Source organism: Streptomyces sp. a15 (genome assembly GCF_059026085.1).
This window is the reverse complement of record NZ_JBWLKM010000040.1, coordinates 18,863-32,645: the sequence shown is the minus strand read 5'-3', so window position 1 is coordinate 32,645 and position 13,783 is coordinate 18,863. Positions and strand designations below refer to the sequence as shown.

The 13,783-nt window shown below is 70.8% G+C and carries 13 protein-coding genes; 7 read left to right on the top strand and 6 right to left on the bottom strand.

The features are described from left to right. Nucleotides 1–161 precede the first annotated feature (161 nt). Nucleotides 162–2,291, bottom strand: a complete 2,130-nt coding sequence (gene uvrB, locus AC5P09_RS31630) for an excinuclease ABC subunit UvrB (protein ID WP_493877162.1) — start codon at nucleotides 2,289–2,291, stop codon at nucleotides 162–164. A gap of 84 nt (nucleotides 2,292–2,375) precedes the next feature. Then, a complete protein-coding gene (locus AC5P09_RS31625; protein WP_493877161.1) occupies nucleotides 2,376–3,245 on the bottom strand; it encodes an MHYT domain-containing protein in 870 nt (289 codons plus the stop codon). Between the two features lie 280 nt (nucleotides 3,246–3,525). On the opposite strand from AC5P09_RS31625, the gene AC5P09_RS31620 reads away from it, so the two are divergent. From AC5P09_RS31620 to fdhA, 3 genes are all read left to right on the top strand, one after another. After that, the gene (locus tag AC5P09_RS31620; RefSeq protein WP_493877160.1) at nucleotides 3,526–4,401 is read left to right on the top strand and encodes a glycerophosphodiester phosphodiesterase; all 876 of its coding nucleotides are present in this window, start codon (nucleotides 3,526–3,528) and stop codon (nucleotides 4,399–4,401) included. A gap of 77 nt (nucleotides 4,402–4,478) precedes the next feature. Continuing rightward, nucleotides 4,479–5,033 carry a methylated-DNA--[protein]-cysteine S-methyltransferase gene (locus tag AC5P09_RS31615; RefSeq protein WP_493877159.1) on the top strand — a complete coding sequence of 185 codons (555 nt, stop codon included), beginning with the start codon at nucleotides 4,479–4,481 and terminating at the stop codon, nucleotides 5,031–5,033. Between the two features lie 133 nt (nucleotides 5,034–5,166). After that, nucleotides 5,167–6,393 carry a formaldehyde dehydrogenase, glutathione-independent gene (gene fdhA, locus AC5P09_RS31610; protein WP_493877158.1) on the top strand — a complete coding sequence of 409 codons (1,227 nt, stop codon included), beginning with the start codon at nucleotides 5,167–5,169 and terminating at the stop codon, nucleotides 6,391–6,393. 47 nt (nucleotides 6,394–6,440) lie between these two features. Here fdhA and AC5P09_RS31605 read toward each other — a convergent pair whose 3' ends face one another. Further along, on the bottom strand, nucleotides 6,441–6,869 hold the full coding sequence (locus tag AC5P09_RS31605; RefSeq protein ID WP_493877157.1) for a VOC family protein: 429 nt from the start codon (nucleotides 6,867–6,869) through the stop codon (nucleotides 6,441–6,443). 100 nt (nucleotides 6,870–6,969) lie between these two features. Between AC5P09_RS31605 and AC5P09_RS31600 the strand changes: the two genes are divergently transcribed. Both AC5P09_RS31600 and AC5P09_RS31595 read left to right on the top strand, forming a co-directional pair. Next, complete coding sequence (locus AC5P09_RS31600; RefSeq protein WP_493877156.1) at nucleotides 6,970–7,878, top strand: pseudouridine-5'-phosphate glycosidase; 909 nt, start codon at nucleotides 6,970–6,972, stop codon at nucleotides 7,876–7,878. A gap of 56 nt (nucleotides 7,879–7,934) precedes the next feature. Further along, a complete protein-coding gene (locus AC5P09_RS31595; RefSeq protein ID WP_493877187.1) occupies nucleotides 7,935–8,870 on the top strand; it encodes a carbohydrate kinase family protein in 936 nt (311 codons plus the stop codon). Nucleotides 8,871–9,004: 134 nt separating this feature from the next. On the opposite strand, the gene AC5P09_RS31590 is transcribed toward AC5P09_RS31595, so the two are convergent. Next, nucleotides 9,005–9,799, bottom strand: a complete 795-nt coding sequence (locus tag AC5P09_RS31590; RefSeq protein WP_493877155.1) for a methyltransferase — start codon at nucleotides 9,797–9,799, stop codon at nucleotides 9,005–9,007. Between the two features lie 257 nt (nucleotides 9,800–10,056). Between AC5P09_RS31590 and AC5P09_RS31585 the strand changes: the two genes are divergently transcribed. Next, the gene (locus tag AC5P09_RS31585) at nucleotides 10,057–11,184 is read left to right on the top strand and encodes a magnesium and cobalt transport protein CorA (RefSeq protein WP_493877154.1); all 1,128 of its coding nucleotides are present in this window, start codon (nucleotides 10,057–10,059) and stop codon (nucleotides 11,182–11,184) included. Nucleotides 11,185–11,211: 27 nt separating this feature from the next. Here the strand turns inward: AC5P09_RS31585 and AC5P09_RS31580 are convergent, their stop codons facing one another. Together AC5P09_RS31580 and AC5P09_RS31575 are read right to left on the bottom strand one after the other, a co-directional pair. Next, complete coding sequence (locus tag AC5P09_RS31580) at nucleotides 11,212–11,643, bottom strand: CBS domain-containing protein (RefSeq protein ID WP_266441353.1); 432 nt, start codon at nucleotides 11,641–11,643, stop codon at nucleotides 11,212–11,214. A 353-nt stretch (nucleotides 11,644–11,996) separates the two neighbouring features. Beyond that, nucleotides 11,997–12,638, bottom strand: a complete 642-nt coding sequence (locus AC5P09_RS31575; RefSeq protein WP_493877153.1) for a nucleoside/nucleotide kinase family protein — start codon at nucleotides 12,636–12,638, stop codon at nucleotides 11,997–11,999. A 307-nt stretch (nucleotides 12,639–12,945) separates the two neighbouring features. Here AC5P09_RS31575 and AC5P09_RS31570 point away from each other — a divergent pair, with 307 nt between their 5' ends. After that, nucleotides 12,946–13,647: a DUF2293 domain-containing protein gene (locus AC5P09_RS31570; protein WP_493877152.1), complete on the top strand. Its 702-nt coding sequence runs from the start codon at nucleotides 12,946–12,948 to the stop codon at nucleotides 13,645–13,647. The last annotated feature ends 136 nt before the right edge of the window (nucleotides 13,648–13,783 follow it).

Below are 13,783 nucleotides of genomic sequence, written 5' to 3'. Positions count from 1 at the left end.
GCCGCCCTTGGATACGTCCACCACGGGCTGGTCCCCTCTCGTATTTCCCCTGTTGCCGCGGGATCCGCGGATGACCAGAACCCTACGCACGGCCACTGACAGTGCCGTACCCCGGTCCGCCCTTTGTGTCGGTCTTGCAACACAGCGCGTATGCGCGGGCGTCAGGCCAGTCCGGCCTCCTTCATCTGGCGGAGTTCCTTCTTCATTTCGGAGACCTCGTCGCGCAGTCGGGCCGCGATCTCGAACTGGAGGTCGGCGGCGGCTGCGCGCATCCGCTCGGTCATCTCCTCGATCTGCTCGGCGAGCTCGGCCGCGGGGCGGTCGGTCGGCACCGTCTCCTTGGTCTTGCCCTTGACGGCCTTGGCCGCCTTGCTGCCGAGGGCGGGCACGGGAGCCTTGGCACCCTTGCCCTCCTTCAACTTGCGGTAGCCGGAACCGAGCAGCTGCTCGGTGTCGACGTCCTCGCGGGCGATCTGCGCGACGATGTCGTTGATCTTCTTGCGGAGCGGCTGGGGGTCGATGCCCCGCTCCGTGTTGTACGCGACCTGCTTCTCCCGGCGGCGGTTGGTCTCCTCGATGGCCTTCTCCATCGCCGGGGTGATCTTGTCGGCGTACATGTGGACCTGGCCGGAGACATTGCGCGCCGCGCGGCCGATGGTCTGGATGAGGGAGGTGCCCGAGCGCAGGAAGCCCTCCTTGTCGGCGTCGAGGATCGCCACCAGGGACACCTCGGGCAGGTCGAGGCCCTCGCGGAGGAGGTTGATGCCGACCAGGACGTCGAACTCGCCGGACCGCAGCTCGCGCAGCAGCTCGACCCGGCGCAGGGTGTCGACGTCGCTGTGCAGGTAGCGCACCTGGATGCCGAGCTCCAGGAAGTAGTCGGTGAGGTCCTCGGACATCTTCTTGGTGAGGGTGGTGACCAGGACGCGCTCGTCCTTCTCGGTGCGCTTGCGGATCTCGTGCACCAGGTCGTCGATCTGGCCCTCGGTGGGCTTGACGATGACCTCGGGGTCGATCAGACCGGTGGGGCGGATGATCTGTTCGACGGCGCCGTCGCCGCGCGAGAGCTCGTACTTGCCCGGGGTCGCGGACAGGTAGACGGTCTGGCCGATGCGCTTCTGGAACTCCTCCCACTTCAGCGGGCGGTTGTCCAGCGCGGAGGGCAGCCGGAAGCCGTGGTCGACGAGGGTGCGCTTGCGGGCGGCGTCGCCCTCGTACATGGCGCCGATCTGCGGGACGGTGACATGGGACTCGTCGATGACGAGCAGGAAGTCGTCCGGGAAGTAGTCCAGCAGGGTGTTCGGCGGGGAGCCGGGCTCGCGGCCGTCGAAGTGCATCGAGTAGTTCTCGACTCCGGAGCAGGAGCCGATCTGGCGGAGCATCTCGAGGTCGTACGTCGTGCGCATGCGCAGCCGCTGGGCCTCCAGGAGCTTGCCCTGCTTCTCCAGTTCGGCCAGGCGCTCGCCGAGCTCCTTCTCGATGTCGTTGACGGCCCGCTCCAGGCGCTCGGGGCCCGCGATGTAGTGGGAGGCCGGGAAGACGTACAGCTGCTCGTCGTCGCTGATGATCTCGCCGGTGAGCGGGTGGAGGGTGGACAGTGCCTCGATCTCGTCGCCGAACATCTCGATGCGGACGGCGAGCTCCTCGTAGACCGGGAAGATCTCGATGGTGTCGCCGCGGACGCGGAAGGTGCCGCGGGTGAACGCCATGTCGTTGCGCGTGTACTGGATGTCCACGAAGCGGCGCAGCAGCTGGTCGCGGTCGATCTCCTCGCCGACCTTGAGGGGGACCATGCGGTCCACGTACTCCTGCGGAGTACCGAGGCCGTAGATGCAGGAGACCGAGGCGACCACGACGACGTCGCGGCGGGTGAGGAGCGAGTTGGTCGCGGAGTGGCGCAGTCGCTCGACCTCCTCGTTGACCGAGGAGTCCTTCTCGATGTAGGTGTCCGACTGCGGGACGTACGCCTCGGGCTGGTAGTAGTCGTAGTACGAGACGAAGTACTCGACGGCGTTGTTCGGCAGCAGCTCCCGGAACTCGTTGGCCAGCTGGGCGGCCAGCGTCTTGTTCGGCGCCATCACGAGGGTGGGGCGCTGGAGCTTCTCGATCATCCACGCGGTGGTGGCGGACTTGCCGGTGCCGGTCGCGCCGAGCAGAACGACGTCCTTCTCACCGGCCTCGATGCGCCGGGCGAGCTCGGCGATGGCCGCGGGCTGGTCGCCGCTGGGCTGGTACGGGCTGACGACCTCGAAGGGCGCCACCGTGCGTTCGATGTGGGAAACGGGCCGCATGCCATCAACCGTACGACCCCCCACTGACAACGGGGCCCGATCAGCGGTTTTGCAGGGTGCGAGGCCCCGGTGGCCAGGGGCGGATCAGCGGTTCTGCGGGGTGCGGGAGTCCCGGTGGGCCGGATTCCGGCGGGTGCGGAGGGAGGGGCGGCGGGCGGCGGGGTGGGAGACCAGCTCCCGAGCGGGGACACCCGGCTTGTTCTCGACCGGGGTCCAGACCGGCTTCCCCATGACCATCAACGGGTCGAACATCACGACGACTGCCGCGAGGAGCAGGAAGGCGAGCGGGCCGATCATCATGGGCGCCAGCAGGGAGGCTGCCGAGTCGCCCCCGGTGGGGGCCGTGGACCTGTGCAGATGGACACTGAGGGCGGCCATGCCCGTGTAGTGCATACCGGTCACGGCGAGCCCCATGACGAGGCTCGCGCCCACGCTCCACAGGAAGCCCCGCACCTGTCCGGCGGCCCACAGGGCGACGGTGGCGGCGACGACGGCTATGACGACGGAGGCGGCCACGGTGAGGGTGTTGTACTCCAGCTTGCCGTTGAGACGCATGCCGGCCATGCCCAGGTAGTGCATCGAGGCGATGCCCAGGCCGGTGATGGCACCACCGGTCATCAGGGCCGTTCCCTTAGCCCCCCGGTAGCCGACGATGAAGATCCCGATGCCCACCATGACGATGGCGACGCCCAGACTCGCGAACGTCATCGCCCGGTCGTAGTGGATCGGTGCCTGCTCGACCTTGAAGCCCATCATCGCGATGAAGTGCATGGTCCAGATGCCCGAACCGATCGCGGCCGCGCCGAGGGCGAGCCAGCCGGGCCGCCAGGAGTTGCTGACCAGCATGGATCTGGTGGTGCAGCGCAGGCCGAGGGCCCCGCCCAGGCAGGCCATGAGGTAGGCCACCAGCGGTGTGACGAGTCCGTAGCTGAATCCGTCGACCGTGCCTTGCATGCGCGGCTACCCTTCCGCCCTCTTGCTTCCCGGAATTCCCTGATGTGCGCCCCTTCCCAGGACCGCCCGAGCGGTCAGGGTTGACGCAGAGAGTATGACTCCCACCGGAATGGTCGAACGATTTTCCGGCAAAGAAACACGGCCTTGCCCCAGTTGTGCGGCATCAGTGAGCGGACTCGGGACAACCTCATTCAACTTGTGGCCATTCTGCACCCGCCTGCTGTTGACCCTCTGCTGTCACAGTTGTGCTGTCCGTGATCGCTCGACGCGAGGAGTACGCATGCACGCGCGCGCACTTGCCGCCACGACCACCGCACTCCTGGGAACCGCCGCCTTCCTGCTTCCCCCTTCCGACGTCCGGGCCGACGAGGACGGCAAGCAGCCCACGGTCATCGCCCATCGGGGCGCCTCCGCCTACGCGCCCGAGAACACCCTGGCAGCCGTCGACAAGGCGGCCGAGCTGGGCATCGACTGGGTCGAGAACGACGTCCAGCGCACCAAGGACGGCGAGCTCGTCATCCTTCACGACGACAATCTGCGGCGCACCACCGACGTCGAGGAGGTCTTCCCCGACCGGGCGCCATGGAAGGTGCGGGACTTCACCTCCGCCGAGATCGCGCGGCTCGACGCGGGGAGCTGGTTCGGCCACGCGTACGCGGACGCGCGCGTGCCCACGCTCAAGCAGTACGTGCGCCGCGTCGAGGTCCACCACCAGAAGGTGCTCCTGGAGATCAAGAACCCGGACCTGTACCCGGGCATCGAGGGCCAGACCCTCAAGGTCCTCGGCAACGAGGGCTGGCTCGACCGGCAACACCTCGCGGGTCGGCTGATCGTGCAGAGCTTCAATGCCGCCAGCGTGCGCGCGGTCCACGAACTGAAGCCCGGCGTCAAGACCGGCTTCCTCGGTACGCCGCCGGTGGCGGACCTGTCCGGGTACGCGGCCTTCGCCGACCAGATCAACCCCTCGTACGGCTCTCTCTCCAAGGGATACGTCTCCGCCGTCCACGCCTTCACAGGTCCGCATGGCAGGCCGCTGGAGGTCTTCACCTGGACCGTGGACACCGCGGCCACGGCCCGTCTGGTCGCCGGGTACGGCGTCGACGGGGTCATCACCAACAAGCCGGACGTGGTGCGCGCCGCGCTGCGCGGGTTCTGAACCCCGGCCGGCCGAGGGCCTCGGATCCCCGGCCACTTCCCCGGGCGTTGTCAGTGGCGGGTCGTACGGTGGGTCGCATGAACAGCCATGGGCAGGACGAGCAGCAGGTCGTGTGGTCCGTCGTCGCCACCGACATCGGTCCGCTGCTGCTGGCCGCGACCCGCGAGGGTCTGGTCAACGTGGTGTTCCACGCCACGGACGCGGTGCGCGACAAGGCGCTGGACCGGCTCGCGTCCCGGCTGGGCGGCGAGCCCGTCGAGGCGCCCGGCTCCCCGCTGCTGGCGGAGGCGATACGCCAGGTGGAGGCGTACTTCGCGGGTGAGCGACACGACTTCGAGCTGCCGCTGGACTGGTCGCTGATCTCGGGCTTCAACCGGCAGGTGCTGCGCGAGCTGGCCTCCGGCGTCCCGTTCGGCAAGGTGGTCGGGTACGGCGATCTGGCCGGGCGCGTGGGTCAGCCGGGCGCTGCCCAGGCGGTGGGCGTGGCGATGGGCTCCAATCCGCTGCCGGTCGTCGTGCCCTGTCACCGGGTCGTGGAGAGCGACGGCGGTATCGGCGGGTTCGGGGGCGGCCTGGAGACCAAGCGGAAGCTGCTGGCACTGGAGGGCGTGCTGCCCGAACCGCTGTTCTGAGCAGTCGGGCGGCACGGCCCGCGCGCGACGGCTGGCCGGAAGGCCGAGGCGGTAGCAGACTCCGCCATGCGCACAGCCGCTGGCATCCGACTGGCATCCGCAAGACGCGGAGCCGAAGGGACGGCGATCACGCATGAGCGGAAACAGGGCAGTCGCATATCTCAAGCCGGGCGCGGTGGAAGTAAGGACCATCGACCACCCGACGCTGGAACTCCAGGACGGGCCGGGAGTCGCCACCGAGAACGTCGGTCGAAAGTGCCGACACGGGGTGATCCTCAAGGTGCTCGCCAGCAACATCTGCGGAAGCGACCAGCACATGGTGCGCGGGCGGACGACCGCGCCGGAGGGGCTGGTCCTCGGACACGAGATCACCGGAGAGGTCGTCGAACGGGGGCCGGACGTCGAGTTCATCGAGGTCCGCGACATCGTCTCCGTACCGTTCAACATCGCCTGCGGGCGCTGCCGCAACTGCAAGGAACGCAAGACCGGCATCTGTCTGAACGTCAACCCCGCCCGTCCGGGGGCGGCTTATGGCTATGTCGACATGGGCGGCTGGGTCGGCGGTCAGGCCGAGTACGCGCTGATCCCGTACGCGGACTTCAACCTGCTGAAGTTCCCCGACCGGGACGAGGCGCGCGAGAAGCTGCTCGACCTGACCATGCTGTCGGACATCTTCCCGACCGGCTTCCACGGCGCGGTCACCGCCGGCGCGGGCGTCGGCTCGACGGTGTACGTCGCCGGGGCCGGACCGGTCGGCCTGGCCGCTGCCGCGTCGGCGCAGCTCCTGGGCGCCGCCGTGGTCATCGTGGGTGACCTCAACGCCGAGCGTCTCGCCCAGGCGCGCAGCTTCGGCTGCGAGACCGTCGACGTGTCGCGCGGAAGCGTGGAGGAGCAGATCGCCGAGATCCTCGGAGAGCCCGAGGTGGATGCCGCGGTCGACGCGGTCGGCTTCGAGGCACGGGCCCACGGCAAGGACGCCCCTGAGGCGCCCGCGACCGTCCTGAACTCGCTGATGGGCCTCACGCGCGCGGGTGGCGCCCTGGGCATCCCCGGGTTGTACGTCACGGACGACCCGGGAGGCGTCGACGAGGACGCGAGGAGCGGCACGTTGAAGGTGCGGTTGGGGCTCGGCTGGGCCAAGAGCCACCGCTTCACCACCGGACAGTGCCCGGTGATGACGTACAACCGGAGCCTGATGATGGCGATCCTGCACGGCCGCGTGCACATCGCCAAGGCCGTCAACGCGACCGTCATCGGGATGGAGGACGCCCCGCGCGGCTACGCCGAGTTCGACCAGGGCGCGAGCCGCAAGTACGTGCTGAATCCGCACGGCGCGCTGGACGGCGTACGGCCGGTCTGACGTCGCTCAGGGGGGCCACGGCCACGCGCGCGTGGCCCCCGTGCACGCTAGTCGTAGTGCCGCGCCTCGAAGACGTTCCCGTCCGGGTCGCGGAAGTAGAAGCTCCGCCGGGCCATTCCACGGGCGCCGAAGGAGTCGTACGAGAAGTCCGAGACGGGAACCGACCGTTCCTCCAGGCGGGCGCGCAGTGTCTCGAAGTCGTCGCCGGGCAGGGCCAGGCAGACGTGGTTGACCGGGTGGCCCGCGCTGTCGGCGGAGCCGGGCAGCATCTTCATGCGCTCCGCCATGGAGAGCGGCATGAGGTCGAAGATGGTCTCGTCGTTGAGCCGTACGGAGGGAAAGGGCTCCGTCCCCGCGGCGAATTCGGTGAGCCTCAGGGGGGCCATGCCGAGTGCCTTCTCGTAGAAGTCGGCCGCCGCCACCGGGTCCCGCACCCAGAGAACGACATGATCGAGACGTGTCGTGTTGTCCGTCATGCACCCCAGGCTGGTGTCCTCCCCCACAGGCCGCAAGTGTTTGACCGGCCGTGCGGCCCGCCAGACATGAGGGAAGACCGAACCGACAGGAGGCAGGCCCGTGGTGCTGGTGGTGTCCGAGGAAGTGCGCGAGGCGATCGACGCGCGTCGACCCGTGGTGGCCCTGGAGTCCACGATCATCGCGCACGGGCTGCCGCGCCCGCGCAATCTGCAGGTGGGGCTGGAGCTGGAGGACGTCGTACGGCAGGAGGGTGCCGTGCCCGCGACGATCGCCGTGCTGGACGGGCGGCTCCATGTCGGCCTGGACAAGCAGCAGTTGGAGCGGGTCGCGAACGAGGACGGGATCCGCAAGCTGGGCCACCGCGACCTGCCGCTCGCGGTGGCCTCCGGGGCGAGCGGGGCGACCACGGTGTCGGCGACCGCGCTGCTGGCGGCCCTCGCAGGGGTACGCGTGTTCGCCACAGGTGGGCTCGGCGGGGTGCACCGGGAGTGGACGGTGACGCAGGACGAGTCGGCCGACATCGGTCTGCTGGCCCGGACCCGGATCACCGTGGTGTGCGCGGGCGTGAAGTCGATCCTGGACGTGCCGGCGACCCTGCAGCGGCTGGAGACGCTGGGCGTCGCGGTGGCCGGCTACGGCACGGATCGCTTCCCCGGCTTCTACCTGTCCGACTCGGGACACCCCGTGGACTGGACGCTGGACAGCCCCGGGCAGGTGGCGGACGTCATGCGGGCGCAGGACGCGGTCGGCGGGCCCGAGTCGGCGCTGATCGTCGCCAACCCCGTGCCCGAGGAGAAGCAGCTGGATCCCGAGCTGCACGCGCGCGTGCTCGCCGACGCGCTGTACGCGTGCGGGGAGGCGGGGGTCACGGGGCAGGGCGTCACGCCGTTCCTGCTGAACTACCTGGTGCAGCACACCGACGGCGCCTCGCTGACCGCCAATCTCGCGGCGGTCCGCGGCAACGTACGGCTGGCGGCGCGGATCGCGGCGGCCTGGGCCGGGGCGTGACGCCCCCACGGCCTGGGCTCGGTGCGGCCGCCGAGGCGGAGCACCGGCACGGCGGAGTGCGCCCGGACGGCGCGCTGCTGGTCGTCGGGGACGTCATCACGGACGTCGTGGCCCGGCACCGGGGGCCGCTCGCGGCGGGTACGGACACGGCGGCGACCATCCGGATGGTGCCTGGCGGCGCGGGCGCCAATGTGGCCTGCTGGGCCGCTCAACGGAGTGGCACGGAGGTGCGGTTGCTCGGACGGGTGGGCTCGGACTCGGCTGCCTGGCACGAGCGGGAGCTGGTCGCGTGCGGCGTACGGCCCCGGCTGGTCGTCGACCCCGAGGCGCCGACCGGGACGGTGATCTGCCTCGTCGACACGGGTGCGGCTGCCGAGCGGACGTTCCTCACGGACAGCGGCGCGGCGCTGCGGTTCGCGCCCGAGGACTGGTCGGACGCGCTGCTCGACGGGGTCGCGCGGCTGCATCTGTCGGGCTACCTGCTGTTCTCCGAGCCGAGCCGCGCGCTGGTGGCGGTCGCGCTGGCGGCGGCACGCGCGCGTGGAGTGCCGGTGAGCATGGACCCGGCGTCGGCCGGTTTCCTCGTGGAGCTGGGCGTCGACCGTTTCCTGGCGCTCGTCGAGGGCGTGGACATTCTTCTGCCCAGCCGTGACGAGGCCTGCCTGCTCACGGGGTTGCCCGATGCGGCGGACGCGGCGGACGCGGCGGACGCGGCGGACGCGGCGGCCAAGCTGAGCCGCCACGTCCCGCTGGTGGTCGCCAAGCAGGGCGCGGAGGGCGCGCTGGTCGCCCGCTCCGGCACCGTGGTCGCCCACGTCCCCGCGGTACCCGCCACTCCCCGTGACACCACCGGAGCCGGCGACGCCTTCACGGGCGCCTTCCTCGCCGCCCTCCTCACGGGCACCGGTCCCGTGGCCGCGGCGGCGGAAGGGTGCCGGGCGGGGGCGGCGGCGGTGGAGCGGGTGGGGGGCCGACCGCCGGTGGAGCGCTGACAGGGGGGTCGGCCCCGGGTCGACCCGGGGTGAGCGGCTGACGGCGGCCGGCGGTGTCGGATCGCCGTGCTGCCCAGGCGGGCCCCTACCGCCGCGCCGGGCGCCCGCGTCAACTCCCCCTCTCGTCCCATGACTTACGCCTTACGTCCCCACGCCGAGATCATGGGTGCCGTGGCGAGGTCCATGCCGCCGGAGGCGACGTTCGCGAGGTGGCGGTCGATGTCCTGGTCCGTGGCGAGGCCCGCGGTGACGAGCTGGTCGCGGATCTGGCGGATCGTGGCGGATTCCAGGGCGGCGCAGGCGGGCGAGGTGACCGGGAAGTACGCGTCGGCCTCCACCCGGCGCAGGCCGGCCTCGCGGAGCAGGCGCGGCAGCCTGCGGCCGTAGGCGAGGTCGGCGCCGCGGTCGGCGAGCAGTTGACGGAAGCCCTGCCGCAGCCGGTTGGCCAGCTGCTGTTCGGGGCCGTGGTCGTCGGGACAGAGCAGGGGCTGCAGGGCGGGATCGGCGTCCTCGACCAGGATCCGTCCGCCGGGCCGCAGGGCCTTGACCATCGATCGCAACGCCCTTTCCCGGTCTGGCACATGAACGAGTACGAGCCGGGCGTGGACCAGGTCGAAGCCGTCCCCGGGCGGCTCCTGGGCGGCCACGTCGTGGACGCGTACCTGGACCGGCGGGCGGGCGGCCGCGGCGAGGCGCGAGGTCTCGATGTCGGTCGCGACGACCCGTCCGGTCGGGCCGACCTTCTTGGCCAGCCAGGACACCACGGAGGTTCCGCCGGCACCGACCTCCCAGCAGCGCCAGCCGGGTCCGACGCCGAACCGTTCGAGGTGCCGGAACGTCGTGGGGTCGAAGAGGGTGGCGAAGGCGTCGAAACGCTCCGCCGCCTCGGTCCGCCGGTTGTCGAGGAGATACCCGTCACTTCGCGTCATGCCGCGATCATCCCAGTTGTCTCCCTTGTCCGGAGCGGTTGACGCGGCGCCTACGACGAGATGGCGCACTCCCGCCCGGCGGATCCCCGCGTCCACGGCCGCATCCGTTGTCCACAGCGGCATCCGTTGTCCACAGCCGGGAACAAAGCGGAACGGCCTGTTCCCACAGGCTTGCACGACTCTCACCGCGAACTGGCAAACTGGCTCGCCAGGGCGCGGAAACGCGGCGCGAGGGAGATCCACGCAAGGAGATCCAGATGTCCATGGCAGGGAATCTGCGGAAGGTCACGAGCCTCAGCAGGGTCGGCGGCCTCCGCAAGGTGGCACGGCTGGCACGGCGGCGCCCGCGCGTCGACCTGAGCCACCCGGCCCGGTCCCCGCTGGGCTCCTCGGTGGTGAACTGCGTGACGTACCGCGACGGCGTCCGGCTCCCGGCCGGTGTCGACCTGGTCGACTCCGTGGAACGGGTGCGCAAGAACCGCGACGGCTTCGTCTGGCTCGGCCTCCATGAGCCGACCGACCAGGAGTTCTCGGGGATCGCTGAGCTCTTCGACCTGCATCCGCTGGCGGTCGAGGACGCGGTCGAGGCCCACCAGCGTCCGAAACTGGAGCACTACGGCGAGACGCTGTTCGCGGTGTTCAAGACGGTCTGCTACGTCGAGCACGAGGAACTCACGGCAACCAGTGAGGTGGTCAACACCGGCGAGATCATGGTGTTCGTCGGCCACGACTTCGTGATCACGGTACGACACGGGCGGCACGGCTCACTGGGCCCGCTGCGCGAGGAGCTGGAGGCCGCTCCCCAGCAACTGGCCAAGGGACCGGCCGCGGTGCTGCACGCGATCGCGGACCATGTGGTCGACGACTATCTGAACGTCACCGACGCCGTGCAGGCGGACATCGACCTGGTCGAGATGGCCGTGTTCGCTGACAACGGCGCGCGGGTCGACGCGGGACGCATCTACCAGCTCAAGCGTGAACTCCTGGAGCTGAAGCGAGCCCTGGTCCCGCTCGGCCGACCGCTCGAGGAACTCGCCACCCGGCCGATCCGGGTGGTCGATCCGGAGATACAGGCCTACTTCCGTGACGTCTCCGACCATCTGCTGCGGGCCAAGGAACAGCTCGCCGCGTTCGACGAGCTGCTCAACTCGATTCTGCAGGCGCACCTCGCGCAGGTGACGGTCGCTCAGAACGAGGACATGCGGAAGATCACGGCGTGGGCCGCGATAGTGGCGGTACCGACGATGGTCTGCGGGGTGTACGGCATGAACTTCGACCACATGCCGGAGCTGCACTGGCGGTACGGCTACGGCATGGTGATCGCGGTGATATCCGTCGCGTGTCTGGCGCTGCACCGCGGCTTCCGGCGCAACGGCTGGCTCTGAGGTCCGAGGCCGCCGGGTTCGACGGGGTCAGTGGCGGCCCGGGGTCCTGGCGTAGACGCTCTCGGCCCAGGTCCCGATCTGGTCCTCCGGCAGGTGCTGGGCCAGGTCTGCCTCGCTGATCATGCCGACCAGGCGCTTGTTCTCGATGACGGGGAGCCGGCGGATCTGGTGTTCCTGCATCTCGTGGAGCACCTCGCTGACATCGGCGTTCGCGTCGATCCAGCGGGGGGTGCCGTGGGCCATCTCGCCCGCGGTGACCTTGGCCGGGTCGTGGCCCAGGGCCACACAGCCGACGACGATGTCGCGGTCGGTGAGAATGCCGCAGAGCCGCTCGTTCTCGTCACTGATGGGCAGGGCTCCGACGTTGAGCTCGCGCATCAGCTGGGCGGCGCGGTCCAGGGTCTCGTGGGCGGGGATCCACTGGGCGCCCCGGTGCATGATGTCTCCGGCGGTGGTCATAAGTGCCTCCCGGTGCCGGGCGGCCGGCGCGGCGCGAGGAAGAGCACCGCAAGTCCCGGCGCCCTACATTCTCGCCGCGCGGCCGTACGCACGCACCCCGGGCTCGGAGCCTGTCCGGCGGATCACGCCGAGAAGCCCACGATCTTCCGCGGGCCGACGTGGATGATCATGCGGACCTCGTCGCCCCTTCTCCCCCGGCGGGTCGAGGCCGAGGTACTTGTGCGAGTGGCCGTCCGGGAGCCGCTTGGCCTTGTCGGGCTCTTGTCGGGCTCTTCTCGGGGAGGATCTCGGCGGTGCCGCGGACCTCGACCGAGGTACAGCGGTTTGGCGGATCACTCGGACGCCGGTTCGGATCAGCCGTTCCACGCCGGGTGGCGGGGATCGTCGGCGCGTACCAGGACGTCGGCCGTGCCGGCCGGGTCGGTCTCGTCCTCGTAGCGTTCGAAGGCGGGGAGGGTCCAGTGCTCGGCCTCGGGGGTGCGGCGGCGCAGGGCGCCGGGTGAGAGGAGGACGTGGACGGTCAGGTCGAAGGGGAACCAGTGGCGCAGCAGGAGAGGGCCGTGCAGCAACAGGAAGCCGCCGGGCGGGAGTTGGACGTAGGGGCTGCGGGTGGCGCGGTCGGTGGTGGGGTCCCAGAGGTCGGGCAGGACGCGGCCGTCGCCGCCGGGTTCGAGGGGGCCGAAGACCTCGCGCCAGAGGGAACCGGTGTCGAACCAGCCGTCGTAGTAGGCCTCCACGTCCTGATGGCCGTACTCGAGTCGGAGCGAGGCGGCGCGCAGGAAGCCGTCCGTGCCGACGACCAGCGAGGGGCGGCCGCGTATGCGCAGGGCCTCGGAGACCCGGTCGGCGAGGTCGCCCGGGCGGGCGGCCGGGGCGCCGTCGAAGGCGATGCGCGGCCAGGGGCTGCCGTCGGCCGGCTTCAGGTCGAGCAGTCGCTCGGCAAGGAGGTCGCCGAGCCGGTCCCAGGTGATCGCTTCGAGTCGCACACGGCCCATGATGCGTCAGGCCCGGGTCAAGCCGCGTTCCGCTCGTGGGCACGGCGGGCGGCGAGCAGATCGGGAAGGTGGGTTTCGCTCCAGGCGCGGGCGGCTTCGAGGAGGGGGAAGGGGCATCAGGGTGCGGCCGAGAGGGGTGAGGGCGTATTCGACGCGGGCGGGTTCTCGTCGTACGCGGTGCGGGTGAGGAGGCCGTCGCGTTCCATCGCGCGCAGGGTCTCGGTGGTCGCTGCCGGCGGTGCGGGCGGGTTGGCCCAGAGGCCGGAAGGCGGAGTTCGGGCATGTCGGCAGCGGGAATGAACCCCGTATGGCGTCGCTCGCAACTCCCCCGCTCCGGACCGGACTTCTCGTCATCCAGCCGCTGCGGCGACGGCACTGCGCCGAGTGCTGCGGCGGGCCGTTGTCGCTGCTCGTGCTGGAGGACGGTGCGCCGCGGTGCCTCGACTGCGCGGATCTCGGGCACCTGGTGTTCCTGCCGCGCGGCGACACGGCGCTGACGCGCCGGTCGCGGGAGGAGAGCGCGTTGTCGGCGGTGGTCGTGCGGTTCAACCGACGCAGGGGCCGTTACGAGCGGCAGGGCGTCCTCGTCGAGGAGGCGGGGCTCTCCCGGGCCGAGGCGCGGTGCCTCGTGGACGCGGAGGTGCGCCGGCGGCGCCGGGTGCGGGACGCGGCGCGGCGGGCGGCTCAGGACATGCGGTTCGCCGATGCCTTCGCGGCGGAGATACGGCGGCTCTTCCCCGGGTGCCCGGCGGACCGGGCACGGGCGATCGCCGAGCATGCCTCGGTGCGGGGCAGCGGACGGGTGGGGCGGAGCGCGGCGGGGCGGGCGCTGTCCGAGGGGGCGGTGATCTCGGCGGTCGTGGCCTCCGTACGGCATGTGGACACGCGATACGACCAGTTGCTGATGAGCGGGGTGGCACGGCACGAGGCGCGACGGCGGATCTCGGCCGGGGTGGAGACGGTGCTGCGGGGATGGCGGGCGGAGGGGGCGGAAGCGGAGGCCGGCTGAGGGCGGTTGTTCGACGCCACCGGGCTACCGAGCTGCCGACCTGCCGGGCCGCACCCTCATGGTGAGGTGAGGCACCGAGCAAGCGAACCGGCACGCGGCGTTCGCACCCGGCGTTCGCACGCACCACCCGCACTCG

Coding starts and splice junctions, on each gene's coding strand:
- AC5P09_RS31580 (WP_266441353.1), bottom strand. CDS start 11,643: ATGACCACCGCCGGAGACATCATGCACCGGGGCGCCCAGTGGATCCCC.
- AC5P09_RS31575 (WP_493877153.1), bottom strand. CDS start 12,638: ATGGGCCGTGTGCGACTCGAAGCGATCACCTGGGACCGGCTCGGCGAC.
- AC5P09_RS31620 (WP_493877160.1), top strand. CDS start 3,526: ATGCACGCGCGCGCACTTGCCGCCACGACCACCGCACTCCTGGGAACC.
- uvrB (WP_493877162.1), bottom strand. CDS start 2,291: ATGCGGCCCGTTTCCCACATCGAACGCACGGTGGCGCCCTTCGAGGTC.
- AC5P09_RS31625 (WP_493877161.1), bottom strand. CDS start 3,245: ATGCAAGGCACGGTCGACGGATTCAGCTACGGACTCGTCACACCGCTG.
- AC5P09_RS31615 (WP_493877159.1), top strand. CDS start 4,479: ATGAACAGCCATGGGCAGGACGAGCAGCAGGTCGTGTGGTCCGTCGTC.
- AC5P09_RS31590 (WP_493877155.1), bottom strand. CDS start 9,799: ATGACGCGAAGTGACGGGTATCTCCTCGACAACCGGCGGACCGAGGCG.
- AC5P09_RS31585 (WP_493877154.1), top strand. CDS start 10,057: ATGTCCATGGCAGGGAATCTGCGGAAGGTCACGAGCCTCAGCAGGGTC.
- AC5P09_RS31570 (WP_493877152.1), top strand. CDS start 12,946: ATGGCGTCGCTCGCAACTCCCCCGCTCCGGACCGGACTTCTCGTCATC.
- fdhA (WP_493877158.1), top strand. CDS start 5,167: ATGAGCGGAAACAGGGCAGTCGCATATCTCAAGCCGGGCGCGGTGGAA.
- AC5P09_RS31605 (WP_493877157.1), bottom strand. CDS start 6,869: ATGACGGACAACACGACACGTCTCGATCATGTCGTTCTCTGGGTGCGG.